Below are 12,211 nucleotides of genomic sequence, written 5' to 3'. Positions count from 1 at the left end.
CCGCAGATCCCCCAGCACCCGCGCCGCCGCACTCGCTGCCGGTGTCCTTACATCCGTCGTCCGCAGCCGTACCAGTACCGCCAGGCTCTGCTGGTCGGTCGTGCCCCACGGGACCGTGCACAGGGCGGTCGCGTGGGGGACCGTGCGGGCCGAGGGGGTGTCGTTCGGGTCGGTGGACGGCCAGGGGGCGACGCAGATCACGGTGTGCGGGCCGTCGGCGCGTGGGCCCAGGGCCGTACGCAGTGCCGCCACCGCCATGTCCCGTTGCCAGCCGCGCTCGGCCGTGAGGACCGCCCGGAGTTCGCGGGTGAGGTCGGCGCCAGCCTGGGCCTCGTCCGCGAGGAGCGCGCCGATCCGGGCCGTGACCTGCATCGCCGCCGCGAGCCGCGCCTCGTCGGGGCCGGGATCGTCGTCGTCCAGGAGCCAGACGTAGCCGAGGACGACACCCCGATGGCGTACGGGGAGGCAGATACGGCCCCGGTAGACACCCGCCTCGGGGGTGGGCGGGATCCGGACCGGACCGGTCGCCCGCGTGATGCCGAAGCCCTCGAACCACGTGCGGATCGCCGCCGTGGAACGCCGGGTCAGGATCGAGCGGGTGCGGACCGGGTCCAGCTCGGACGGGTCCAGGTCGCCCTCACCGTCGTAGGCCCCGAAGGCGATCAGCTCGAAGTCGCGGTTCTCCAGGGTCGCCGGGGCGCCGAGGAGCTCCGAGATCTCGTCGACCAGCTCCTGGTAGTCGCCGGTGGAATCGGTGGTCACCCGGGCATTCTCCCGCATTCCCGCGCCGGTTCCCGGCCGCCTTCATACATCTGTCTGAGATCTGTGGAACGGATGCGTGACAGCTGTCGATGGTCGACGATCGGAGGGATCCCTAGGTTTCACGGTGGTCCTGTCTGCTGGTTCTGTGGAGGTGCCCCGTGCTGGGTCCCGTGATTCTCGCCGCCTCGCGCAGCGATCAGATGCGTCGGCTGATCTCGGCGGCGCCGGTGACCAAGCAGGTCGTCGATCGCTTCATCCCCGGCGAGACGGTGGACGAGATCGTGCCGATCGTCCAGGACCTCACCGCCAAGGGCCTGGAGCTGACGATGGACGTCGTCGGCGAGGACATCACCACCCCCGCGCAGGCCGCCGCCGCCCGCGACGCCTATCTCCTGCTCGTCGACCGGCTCGAGGAGCTGGAGCTGGGCACGCGGGCCGAGATGTCCATCAAGCTCTCCATGTTCGGGCAGGCCCTCGAAGGCGGTCACGAACTCGCCCTCGCCAACGTCCGGCCCGTCGTCGAGGCCGCCGCCGCCATCGGTACGACCGTCACGCTCGACGCCGAGGACCACACCACCCTCGACTCGATGTTCGCGATCCACGAGGAGCTGCGGAAGGACTTCCCGCAGACCGGCTGTGTCATCCAGGCCTACCTCTTCCGCACCGAGTCCGACGCCCGCCGCCTCGCCGAGGCCGGCAGCCGCGTCCGGCTCGTGAAGGGCGCGTACAAGGAGCCCGCCGAGGTCGCGTACCAGCAGAAACACGAGATCGACAAGGCGTACGTCCGGATCCTGCGGATCCTGATGGAGGGGTCCGGGTACCCGATGGTCGGGTCCCACGACCCGCGCCTCATCTCCATCGCACAGGAGCTGGCCCGGCGCGCCGGGCGCAAGCTGGACGAGTACGAGTTCCAGATGCTCTACGGGATCAGGAGCGACGAGCATCTGCGGCTCGCCGCCGAAGGGCACCGCATGCGCGTCTACACCGCCTACGGCACGGACTGGTACGGCTACTTCATGCGCCGCCTCGCGGAGAAGCCGGCCAACCTCCTCTTCTTCGCCCGCTCGACCCTCACCAAGGGCTGACCGAACACCCGCTCACGTACAAGGAGTTACGGATCTCATGGACGCTGTGACCCAGGTCCCCACCCCCGTCAACGAGCCGGTGCACGGCTACGCGCCCGGCTCTCCCGAGCGCGCCCGTCTCGAGGTCAAGCTCAAGGAGCTGGCCGAGAACCCGATCGACCTGCCGATGACCATCGGCGGCGAGCGGCGGATGGGCGGCGGCGAGCGCGTCGACGTCGTACAGCCGCACAACCACAAGGCGCGGATCGGGACTTACGCCAACGCCACCCAGGACGACGCCCAGGACGCGGTCGACGCGGCCCTCGCCGCCGCGCCCGCCTGGCGCGCGATGTCCTTCGACGACCGCGCCGCGATCATCCTGCGCGCGGCCGAGTTGCTGTCCGGCCCGTGGCGCGAGACCCTCGCCGCCTCCACCATGCTCGGGCAGTCCAAGACCGCCCAGCAGGCCGAGATCGACTGTCCCTGCGAACTCGTCGACTTCTGGCGCTTCAACGTCAAGTACGCCCGCGACCTGCTCGCCGAGCAGCCCCCGGCGAACTCCCCGGGCGTCTGGAACCGCCTCGACCACCGCCCGCTCGAAGGATTCGTCTACGCGATCACGCCCTTCAACTTCACTGCCATCGCGGGCAACCTGCCGACGGCGCCGGCGCTGATGGGCAACGTGGTGGTGTGGAAGCCGAGCCCGACCCAGACCCACTCCGCCGTCCTGCTCATGCAGTTGCTGGAGGAGGCGGGTCTCCCCAAGGGCGTCATCAACCTCGTCACCGGCGACGGCATCGAGGTGTCGAAGGTCGCTCTGGAGCACCGCGACCTCGCCGCCATCCACTTCACCGGGTCCACCAAGACCTTCCAGTACCTGTGGAAGACGGTCGGCACCAACATCGAGAAGTACCGCACCTACCCGCGTCTGGTCGGCGAGACCGGCGGCAAGGACTTCGTCGTCGCCCACCCGAGCGCGGACCGCGCCGTGTTGAAGACGGCGCTGACCCGGGGCTCCTTCGAGTACCAGGGCCAGAAGTGCTCCGCGACCTCCCGGGCGTACATCCCGGCGTCGATCTGGAACTCCGGTTTCAAGGAGGAGTTCGCCGCCGAGGTCGAGTACTTGACCATGGGCGACGTCACCGACCTCTCCAACTTCATCGGCGCGGTCATCGACGAGCGCGCCTTCGCCAAGAACAAGGCGGCCATCGACCGCGCCAAGGCCGACCCCAACTGCACGATCGTGGCGGGCGGTTCGTACGACGACTCGGTCGGCTGGTTCGTCCGCCCGACGGTCGTCGAGTGCAGCGACCCGGCCAACGAGGTGTTCACGACGGAGTACTTCGGCCCGTTCCTCGCGGTCCACGTCTACGAGGACGACGCCTACGACGAGATGCTGACCCAGATGGAGTCGGTCTCCGACTACGCCCTGACAGGCTCGGTCATCGCGGGCGACCGCGCGGCGGCGGCGTACACGATGGAGAAGCTCCGCTACGCGGCCGGCAACTTCTACATCAACGACAAGTCCACCGGCGCGGTGGTAGGCCAACAGCCCTTCGGCGGCGGCCGCTCCTCGGGCACCAACGACAAGGCCGGCGCCCCGCAGAACCTCACGCGCTGGACCCTGACCCGCGCCATCAAGGAGACCCTGGTGGCACCGACGGACTACACGTACCCGCACATGGGCTGAGACCCGAGGAATCCAGGAGACCCGGGGTGCCCGCAGCGGGCAGACTCCCCGTCATGACCTCAACCCCTGTGCGGAACACGGTGGTTACGGCGGACGACGGAGTACGGCTGTGGGCCTCCCGGTCCGGCCGTGGCACACCCGGCACCACACCCCTGGTGCTGTGCCACGGCGGGCCCGGGCTGTGGGACATGTTCGAGGACGTGGCCGGGATGCTCGACTCCCGCGCCACGGTGGTCCGTTGGGACCAGCGCGGGGGCGGCCGGTCCGAGCCGTGCGCGGGCCCGTGGACCACCGAACGGTTCGTGGCCGATCTCGACGCCGTACGACGGCACTTCGCGCTGGAGCGGATCGCGCTGCTCGGCCACTCCTGGGGCGCGTCGCTCGCCCTGAGCTACGCCCTCGCCCACCCCGACCGGGTCGCCGCCCTCGTCTACGTCAGCGGCACCGGCATCGGGCCGCACACCGACTGGCACGGCGCCTACGAGGAGAACCTCCTCGCGCGCCTCGGCGAGGACCCCCAACGGCTCGCCCGCTGGCGGGAGTTGCCCGCCGAGAGCCGTGAACGGGCGGTGCTCCAGTGGTCCGTCGAGTTCGTCGACCGGGAACGCGCCGTCGAACACGCCGAGTCGATGGCCGACCCCTGGTTCGCCGTCAACTCCCCCTGCAACAAAGCCCTGAACGCCGAAGCGAGGCAGACCGCCGGCAGCCCCGCCCTGTACGCCGCCTGCCAGGGCCTCGATCTGCCGGTGGTCATCGTGGACGGGGAGCGGGACATCCGGCCCCGGTCGGCCGTCGACTCGCTCGCGCGGGCGCTGCCCCGGGGGCGGCGGGTGACCCTGGCGGACGCCGGGCATCTGCCGTGGGTCGAGGACCCGCACGGATTCCGCGATGCGGTGATCACGGCGATGCGGTCATGACAACTCTGTGGCGATGACGGCCACGTCATGAGCCCCCGTCTCCGATACTGACCCCGTGACCATCCGTATGCGCACCGCCCACACGGCCGACCTCACCCCGGCCGACCTCCGCGCCGCCCGCGCGCTGCTGGACGCCGCCTTCGCCGGTGACCTCACCGACCAGGACTTCGAGCACGGCCTCGGTGGCGTGCACGCCCTGCTCGCCGACGAGGACGGGCTCGTCGCGCACGGGTCGGTGGTCATGCGGCGGGTGCGGTACCGGGGGCGGTGGCTGCGGGTCGGGTACGTCGAGGGGGTGGGCGTGCGGCCCGATGCCCGGCGAAAGGGATACGGCGGGCTCGTCATGGCCGAGCTGGAGCGGATCGTCGATCACGCCTACGACGTCGGGCTGCTCGGCGCCAGCGACGACGGGGCCCGGCTCTACGCCGCGCGCGGCTGGCGGCTGTGGGGCGGCAAGATCTCCGCGCTCGGACCGGACGGCATCGTCCATCTGCCCGAGGAGGAGGACAGCACGTATGTCCGCCCCGCGCTCGCCGGTCCCCTCGACCTCGGCAGCGATCTTCTCTTCGACTGGCGTGACGGGGATGTGCTCTGACCGTCAGTAAATAGAAACCGCAGGTCAGGTGCCTGTGACTCGTTTCACCGTCTCAGATAGTAGGAAGTCCGAGTAATTGTGGAGACAGATGCGCGGTCCTGTCCTAGCTTTGTAGGAGCCGAACGTCTCGCTAGACCAAGCGAATGGCGGTCGTGAGCCGGACAGCATGCAGGCAACCCCTGCGGTCCGTGACTCCCCGCCCCCTCCGGCGTCTCCCCTTCAGTACTCCAGGAATTGTCGAAGGAGTCGATTCTCCATGGCCGAGACGACCGTCCGCCGCCGCGTCCGCCACGTGCCCCGCACGAGCGAGTCCGAGCGCAAGAATGCCGCCGCCGCCCTCCAGCGCGCCCTCGACCGCCGGGACAACGGCGGCGAGACCGGCCACTGAGCCGCAGCAGCACCACGTAAAAGCCCGCAGCAGTACCACCGAAAAGCCGGGAGCCGCGCCCGCACGAGGTGCGGCGCGGTCTCAGCGACCGCGCCGCACCTCGAAGTGGTCGATGCGCTTGCCGTTCTGGTCCAGCGCCGACACCCTGAGCCTCGGCGTGCTGCCGCTCTCCGCCTCCACCGAGAGGAGGGAGAAGCCCCGGTAGCGCACCCGCGACCACTCCACCGTCTCCGCCTGGCTGTGCTGGCCCTTCGCCCACTGCATGGTGTCGACCGTCCCGTGCCGCGTGAGGTGCCCCTCGTAGCTCTCCTTGACGCCCGCCGGGAACCCGTACAGATCCCGGCCGCCGCCGCCCGCCGTGACGTAGACGATCCCGTCCTTCGTCGGGTCGGTGGACGCGCCGATGGGGACGGCCCTGCCGACCGCGCCGTTCTTGATCGCGTCGGTCCGCTCGTACACGTGGTTGTGCCCGTTGATCACCAGGTCCACCTGGTGTTTCGCGAACACCGGCAGCCACTCGCTGCGCACCCCGCCGTCCGAGGCGTGCGCGGAGGTCGAGTAGGCGCAGTGGTGGAAGAAGACCACGAGGAAGTCGACCCCCTTGGCCGCCCGCAGCTCACGCAGCCTGCGGTCCAGCCACTTCGTCTGCTTCCCGCCCGTGTAGCCGAGGTTGGCGGTGATCTCGTACGACACGTCGTTCGCGTCCAGCGCCACCACGCCGACGTTGCCGTAGACGAAGGAGTACACGCCCGGCGCGTGCGAGGGGTCGAAGCCGTTCTCCGGGAGGGACCAGCGGGCGAGCTGGCCGCCGTAGCCGTCGGGGGAGTACCAGGCCTCCATGTCGTGGTTGCCGGTCGTCACCATCCACGGGACGGTCCGGGAGACGCCCTCGTTCTGCTTGAGGAACAGGTCCCAGTACGTCGGGTCGTAGCCGTCCGTCGTCTTGCCCTGTCCGTTGGTGTCGGCGTAGCAGATGTCACCGGCGTGCAGGTGGAAGGCGGGGTTCTCGCGCAGGACCACATGGTCGTTGGCGGCGGCCGCGTTGCTCACGCCCTGGTCACCGAAGGCCGTGAACACGAACTTCTCGGGGCTCCCCGGCGCCGTACGGAACGAGCCGATCGTCGAGCGGTGGGCCGGGGCGGCCGGGTCGAAGCCCTCGTGGCCGACGCCGTAGTAGTACGTCGTGCCGGGGCGGAGGCCGTCCAGGGCCGCGTGGACGTAGTACTGCTCCACCGCGGGGCGGACGCCGGTCAGGCCGGGGGTGTGCAGGGCGCGCACCTCGGCGGTGATCCGGCGGCTGAGGTCGTCGGGCTTCGAACCCACGCGTACGTACGGCTTCTTGACCGCGAACGGGACCTGCCAGGAGATCCGCATCGTCGTCTTCGGGTCGGCGCCGAAGGCGAGATGGCGGCCGAAGGGGGTGACGACGGCGCCGGGGACCTTCGAGGTGGCGGGGGTGGGGAGCGCGGCCTTGCTGTCGGTGGTGCCCTTGCCGGCGCAGCCCGTCAGCAGGCCGCCCGCCACCATGCCCGCCGTCACCAGCGTGCGGCGCCGGGACAGCTTGGTGCGCAGGTACTCGTACTGCTCGGCCATGCTCATCCGGACCGCAAGGTTTTCCGGGATGCCGACGTCAGGTGTCTCCATGTCGATGAAGCTCCCCCAGAAGTCCAACGGGGGCCATGCGTAGGGGTGAACGTACGTCGAACGGCCGACACCGATGGCCGAGGCGCGTCCGCATCATGGACACCCGGTGTCATCCCATGGGACGCGGAGTACGGTGTCGGGCATGTCTCGCAGCATCGATCTCGCAGTGATCCCCGGTGACGGCATCGGTCAGGAAGTCGTGGCCGAAGGTCTCAAGGTCCTCTCCGCCGTCCTTCCGCAGGATGTGAAGCTGGAGACCAAGGAGTTCGACTTCGGCGCCCGCCGCTACCACGCGACCGGTGAGACCCTCACCGACGCCGACCTGGCCGCGCTGAAGCCGCACGACGCGATCCTGCTGGGCGCCATCGGTGACCCGAGCGTCCCCTCCGGGGTGCTGGAGCGCGGCTTCCTGCTGAAGCTCCGCTTCGCCTTCGACCACCACGTGAACCTGCGGCCGAGCAAGCTGCTCCCGGGAGTGGCGACCCCGCTCGCCGGTGAGCCGGAGATCGACTTCGTCGTGGTCCGCGAGGGCACCGAGGGCCCGTACACCGGCAACGGCGGCACCATCCGCAAGGGCACCGAGCACGAGGTCGCCACCGAGGTCTCCGTCAACACCGCCTTCGGTGTCGAGCGCGTCGTCCGCGACGCCTTCGCCCGCGCCCAGGCCCGCCCCCGCAAGAAGCTCACGCTGGTCCACAAGAACAACGTGCTGACCTTCGCGGGCCACCTGTGGACGAACGTCTTCAACAAGGTCGCGGCCGAGTTCCCCGAGGTCACCACCGACTACATCCACGTGGACGCGGCGACGATCTACCTCGTCACCGACCCGGCCCGCTTCGACGTGATCGTCACCGACAACCTCTTCGGCGACATCATCACCGACCTCGCCGCGGCCGTCTCCGGCGGCATCGGCGTCGCCGCGAGCGGGAACATCAACCCGTCCGGCGAGTTCCCCTCGATGTTCGAGCCCGTGCACGGCTCGGCCCCGGACATCGCGGGCCAGGGCAAGGCCGACCCCACCGCCACGGTCCTGTCCGTCGCCCTCCTGCTGCGCCACCTCGGCTACGAGTCCGAGGCCGTCCGCATCGAGGACGCGGTCTCCGCCGACCTCGCGGACCGCACCGGCAAGCCCGCCCGCAGCACGTCGGAAATCGGCGACGCGCTGACCGTACGAGTAGCCGGCTGACCCCGCGCCCACTCGAAGAACTCTCGTAGTCCTCCGAAGCCGCCGGGTCGCATATGCACCCGGCGGCTTTTCTTATGTCCCCGCCGGGTGCCACCATCATCCCTGGGTCGCATTCACGCCGTTTTCGTCCACGGTCCTCCCCGCGCGATAATCGAACGCGGAGCCGCGGAATGAGGCAATGCTCGGACGTCCTAACACTGGCCACTGGCAGTCGAGGGGCGTGAGCGCGGCCCGTCACACACAACCGGTGAAGGACAACCACTGATGACGACGCCCACGATCGAGCTCAAGCCCTCGGCCTCGCCACTTTCCGCCGCCGAGCGCGACGCGATTCTGGCGAACCCCGGGTTCGGCCGCCACTTCACCGACCACATGGTGACGATCAAGTGGACCGAGGGCCGCGGCTGGCACGACGGCCAGCTCGTGCCGTACGGCCCGCTCTCCCTCGACCCCGCGAACATGACCCTGCACTACGCCCAGGAAATCTTCGAGGGTCTCAAGGCGTACCGGCAGGCCGACGGCTCGGTGGCCACCTTCCGCCCCGAGAAGAACGCCCGCCGCTTCCAGACCTCCGCCCGCCGCCTCGGCATGCCCGAGCTGCCGGTCGAGACGTTCATCGAGGCCTGTGACGTGCTGGTCCAGCAGGACCGCGACTGGGTCCCGGCGCACGGCGGCGAGGAGTCCCTGTACCTGCGCCCGTTCATGATCGCGACCGAGGTCGGCCTGGGTGTGAAGCCCGCCAACGAGTACCTCTTCCTGGTCATCGCCTCCCCGGCCGGCGCCTACTTCCCCGGCGGTGTGAAGCCCGTCTCCATCTGGGTCTCCGAGGACCACGTCCGCGCCGTCCCCGGCGGCATGGGCGACGCCAAGACCGGCGGCAACTACGCCGCCTCCCTCCTCGCCCAGGCCGAGGCCGCCGAACAGGGCTGCGCCCAGGTCTGCTACCTCGACGCGGTCGAGCGCAAGTGGGTCGAGGAACTCGGCGGCATGAACCTGTACTTCGTGTACGGCAACAGGATCGTCACCCCCACTCTCACCGGCTCCATCCTGGAGGGCGTCACCCGCGACTCCCTCCTCACCCTCGCCCGCGACCTCGGCTACGAGCCGGAGGAGGGCCGTATCTCCATCGACCAGTGGCAGCGCGACGCGGAGAACGGCACGCTCACGGAGGTCTTCGCCTGTGGCACCGCGGCCGTCATCACCCCGGTCGGCACGGTCAAGCGCACCGGCGCGGAGTGGACGCAGTCGGGCGGCGAGCCCGGCGAGGTCACGCTGAAGTTCCGCGCGGCCCTCCTCGACATCCAGCGCGGCGACGCGGTCGACAAGCACGGCTGGATGCACCCGCTGGGCTGAGCCGGACTCCCGGCCGACGGCCGGTGATCCGTTCGACGCGTATCGCCTCCCCCGTGCGGGTATCCACTGATTCCGCAGACCATGGAATCAAGGCATCAGGGTCACAGGGCCACGGGGGCCACGGGGGAGGGGACGCGGGTGAGTGGTGGGCCGATACCGCGACTGCGCTGGGTGCTGCGCACGTTACGCACCCCGCGCCGCCCGCAGAGCCTCACCGTGCTCCTCCTGCTCGCCGCCGGCGCGGGCCTGTTGCTGTGGTTCGCCAAGCACATGGACAACTACGGCGAGAACCTCGCCCTGAACCTGGGCACCGACATCGTCGGCGTCGTCATCACCGTCTTCGTGATCGGTCCGCTGATCTCCCGCGCCCAGGAGGGCCGGGTCCGCGAACACACCCGGCTCGACTACGAGTGGTTCAGCGCCCAGGTCTACGGCTCGACCTCGAACGTCAAGGTGCTCGACACCTTCTCCAACCTGTTCGGCCCCCAGTACTCCGAACGCCTCTTCCGCGGCATCAGATCCGCGACCGCGCACGGCGCCCGGGTGCAGATCCTGCTCCTGGACCCCGACTCCCTCGCCGTGATCCTGCGCGGCCGTGAACTGGGTGAGCAGGGCGCCGACATCCGCCGCGACATCCTGCGCAACCTGCGCACGCTCGGCCAGTTCGCGCGCCGGCTCGACGACACCCCACGCCAGTTCCTCGAGGTCCGGCTCTGCTCGACCTCCCCGGGCGTGACCCTCTACCGCTGGGACGAACGCTCCCTGGTCTCCTTCCTCACCGTCGGCCGCCTCTCCGGCGAGGGCGTCCAACTCGAGGTCGCCGTCCGCTCCCCGCTCGGTGCCTTCGTCGAGCAGCGCTTCGACGAACTGTGGCAGCAGAGCAAGCCGATGGAACGGTTCACCCATCTGCCGGTCACCCTCGTCGACGCGACCGACGGCCGCCGGGAATTCACCTGCCGCTTCGTCTACGTCGACGACAGCCCCTATGTCGCCGGGCACGACCTCGTCTCCTACATGGCACGCCACCGCCTCGACCAACTCTCGGCGTTCAGCGAGAACTTGACCGTGCCGGGTGCCCACGAACTGATCGTCGTGGACGACGAGAGCGACCTTCATCAGCTGCTGAGACAGCACTTCGCGGAGAAGTACGATGCGTCCGCGACCGCATTCGTCGAATTGCGGCCGGCGGTCCTGGTCACGGAATAGAGGCCCTGGCACATATGAGTTCGGCGCACCACCCCGCTCCACGCACCAGCCCCAGATTCCGCGCCCTCACCCCCCGCGACCTGGACGGCCTGCTGCAACGCGTGTCCCTGTCGGCCGGCGAACGGCTCGCCCTGCGGGCCGTCTCCACGGTCCTGCCGTTCCGTACGAACACGTATGTCGTCGACGAGTTGATCGACTGGTCCGCGGTACCCGACGATCCGATCTTCCGGCTGACCTTTCCCCAGGCCGGGATGTTGCCCGAGCCCGACCTCAAGCAGATGGCGGACCTCCTCTCGCAGGAGGCGCCCAAGGCCGAAGTCCTGCGCGCGGCCCACGAGATCCGGATGCGGCTCAACCCGCACCCCTCGGGCCAGCTCGACGCCAACGTGCCCGTGCACGAGGGGGAGCGCCTCACGGGCCTCCAGCACAAGTACCCCGAGACGCTGCTGATCTTCCCGCGCCAGGGCCAGACCTGCCACGCCTACTGCACCTACTGCTTCCGCTGGCCCCAGTTCGTCGGCGAGTCCGAACTCCGCATCGCCACCGACGACATCACCACGACCACCGCCTATCTCCGGGCCCACCCCGAGGTCACCAGCACGCTCATCACGGGCGGCGACCCGCTGGTGATGAGCACGGAGGTCCTGAGCCGCTACGTCGACCCCCTTCTGGAGATCGACACGATCCGCTCGATCCGCGTCGGCACCAAGTCCCTGGCCTTCTGGCCGTACCGCTTCACGAGCGACCGGGACGCCGACGACCTGCTGCGCCTCTTCGAGAAGGTGGTGGCAAGCGGCCGTCACCTGGCGTTGATGGCCCACTTCACCCACCCGCAGGAGCTGCGCCCGCAGGTCGTACGGGAGGCGATGCGCCGGGTGCGGGGCACGGGCGCCGTGATCCGCTGCCAGGGTCCGCTGGTGGCCGGCATCAACGACAGCGCCGAGGCCTGGGCCGAACTGTGGGACGAGACGACCACGCTGGGCGCGGTGCCGTACTACCAGTTCGTCGAGCGCGACACCGGCCCCCAGGGCTACTTCGGCGTCCCGCTGGCCCGCGGCCACCAGATCTTCCGCGACGCCTACGCCCGCGTCTCCGGCCTCGCCCGCACGGTCCGCGGCCCGGTCATGTCGGCGATGCCGGGCAAGGTGTGTGTGGACGGCGTCGCGGAGGTGGCCGGCGAGAAGGTCTTCGTGCTGCATCTGATCCAGGCCCGCGATCCGGCCCTCGTGGACCGGCCGTTCTTCGCGGCCTACGACGAGAGCGCGACGTGGTTCACGGACCTAAAGCCGGCTTTCGGAGCGAGTGAGTTCCTCCCGGGGCTGGCGGCGCACTGAAGCCTGCCCGGCTGTCAGCGCGAGGTACACCAAGCCCCCCACCGCCCCCGACAACAAAAAACTGCAGTCCAC

Annotated in this window: 10 protein-coding genes and 1 pseudogene; 9 read left to right on the top strand and 2 right to left on the bottom strand. The window is 69.7% G+C overall.

Annotation, left to right across the window (positions count from 1 at the left end; genetic code table 11):
• A pseudogene (locus JHN63_RS37170) lies at window positions 1-780 on the bottom strand (PucR family transcriptional regulator); the annotation flags it as partial.
• Window positions 781-920: 140 nt separating this feature from the next.
• Between JHN63_RS37170 and JHN63_RS37165 the strand changes: the two are divergent.
• The 5 genes from JHN63_RS37165 to JHN63_RS54060 all read left to right on the top strand — a co-directional run bounded on the left by JHN63_RS37165 (window position 921) and on the right by JHN63_RS54060 (window position 5,416).
• On the top strand, window positions 921-1,847 hold the full coding sequence (locus tag JHN63_RS37165) for a proline dehydrogenase family protein (RefSeq protein ID WP_200689275.1): 927 nt from the start codon (window positions 921-923) through the stop codon (window positions 1,845-1,847).
• Window positions 1,848-1,884: 37 nt separating this feature from the next.
• Window positions 1,885-3,516 carry an L-glutamate gamma-semialdehyde dehydrogenase gene (gene pruA, locus JHN63_RS37160; RefSeq protein WP_200689273.1) on the top strand — a complete coding sequence of 544 codons (1,632 nt, stop codon included), beginning with the start codon at window positions 1,885-1,887 and terminating at the stop codon, window positions 3,514-3,516.
• A 53-nt stretch (window positions 3,517-3,569) separates the two neighbouring features.
• Window positions 3,570-4,433 (top strand): alpha/beta fold hydrolase, encoded by an 864-nt coding sequence (locus tag JHN63_RS37155; protein ID WP_200689270.1) that lies wholly within the window; start codon window positions 3,570-3,572, stop codon window positions 4,431-4,433.
• Between the two features lie 55 nt (window positions 4,434-4,488).
• Window positions 4,489-5,028, top strand: coding sequence for a GNAT family N-acetyltransferase (locus JHN63_RS37150; RefSeq protein WP_200689268.1), 540 nt, complete (start codon window positions 4,489-4,491; stop codon window positions 5,026-5,028).
• A 256-nt stretch (window positions 5,029-5,284) separates the two neighbouring features.
• A complete protein-coding gene (locus JHN63_RS54060; RefSeq protein WP_266772865.1) occupies window positions 5,285-5,416 on the top strand; it encodes a hypothetical protein in 132 nt (43 codons plus the stop codon).
• Between the two features lie 81 nt (window positions 5,417-5,497).
• On the opposite strand, the gene JHN63_RS37145 is transcribed toward JHN63_RS54060, so the two are convergent.
• On the bottom strand, window positions 5,498-7,060 hold the full coding sequence (locus JHN63_RS37145) for a metallophosphoesterase family protein (RefSeq protein ID WP_200689265.1): 1,563 nt from the start codon (window positions 7,058-7,060) through the stop codon (window positions 5,498-5,500).
• Between the two features lie 142 nt (window positions 7,061-7,202).
• On the opposite strand from JHN63_RS37145, the gene JHN63_RS37140 reads away from it, so the two are divergent.
• The 4 genes from JHN63_RS37140 (at window position 7,203) to JHN63_RS37125 (ending at window position 12,139) form a co-directional block, all read left to right on the top strand.
• Window positions 7,203-8,246, top strand: coding sequence for a 3-isopropylmalate dehydrogenase (locus JHN63_RS37140; RefSeq protein WP_200689262.1), 1,044 nt, complete (start codon window positions 7,203-7,205; stop codon window positions 8,244-8,246).
• A 264-nt stretch (window positions 8,247-8,510) separates the two neighbouring features.
• Window positions 8,511-9,599, top strand: coding sequence for a branched-chain amino acid aminotransferase (locus tag JHN63_RS37135; RefSeq protein ID WP_200689259.1), 1,089 nt, complete (start codon window positions 8,511-8,513; stop codon window positions 9,597-9,599).
• A 138-nt stretch (window positions 9,600-9,737) separates the two neighbouring features.
• Complete coding sequence (locus JHN63_RS37130; protein ID WP_200689257.1) at window positions 9,738-10,805, top strand: hypothetical protein; 1,068 nt, start codon at window positions 9,738-9,740, stop codon at window positions 10,803-10,805.
• 14 nt (window positions 10,806-10,819) lie between these two features.
• Window positions 10,820-12,139 (top strand): KamA family radical SAM protein, encoded by a 1,320-nt coding sequence (locus JHN63_RS37125; protein ID WP_200689255.1) that lies wholly within the window; start codon window positions 10,820-10,822, stop codon window positions 12,137-12,139.
• Window positions 12,140-12,211: the final 72 nt, after the last annotated feature.

It is taken from the genome of Streptomyces sp. MBT65 (assembly GCF_016612545.1).
Taxonomy (GTDB): Bacteria; Actinomycetota; Actinomycetes; order Streptomycetales; family Streptomycetaceae; genus Streptomyces.
This window is presented reverse-complemented; position numbering and strand designations above follow the sequence as displayed.

Bases quoted from the DNA above. Each gene is read 5' to 3' on its own strand.
- pruA (WP_200689273.1), top strand. From the start codon at position 1,885: ATGGACGCTGTGACCCAGGTCCCCACCCCCGTCAACGAGCCGGTGCAC.
- JHN63_RS37155 (WP_200689270.1), top strand. From the start codon at position 3,570: ATGACCTCAACCCCTGTGCGGAACACGGTGGTTACGGCGGACGACGGA.
- JHN63_RS54060 (WP_266772865.1), top strand. From the start codon at position 5,285: ATGGCCGAGACGACCGTCCGCCGCCGCGTCCGCCACGTGCCCCGCACG.
- JHN63_RS37145 (WP_200689265.1), bottom strand. From the start codon at position 7,060: ATGGAGACACCTGACGTCGGCATCCCGGAAAACCTTGCGGTCCGGATG.
- JHN63_RS37140 (WP_200689262.1), top strand. From the start codon at position 7,203: ATGTCTCGCAGCATCGATCTCGCAGTGATCCCCGGTGACGGCATCGGT.
- JHN63_RS37135 (WP_200689259.1), top strand. From the start codon at position 8,511: ATGACGACGCCCACGATCGAGCTCAAGCCCTCGGCCTCGCCACTTTCC.
- JHN63_RS37125 (WP_200689255.1), top strand. From the start codon at position 10,820: ATGAGTTCGGCGCACCACCCCGCTCCACGCACCAGCCCCAGATTCCGC.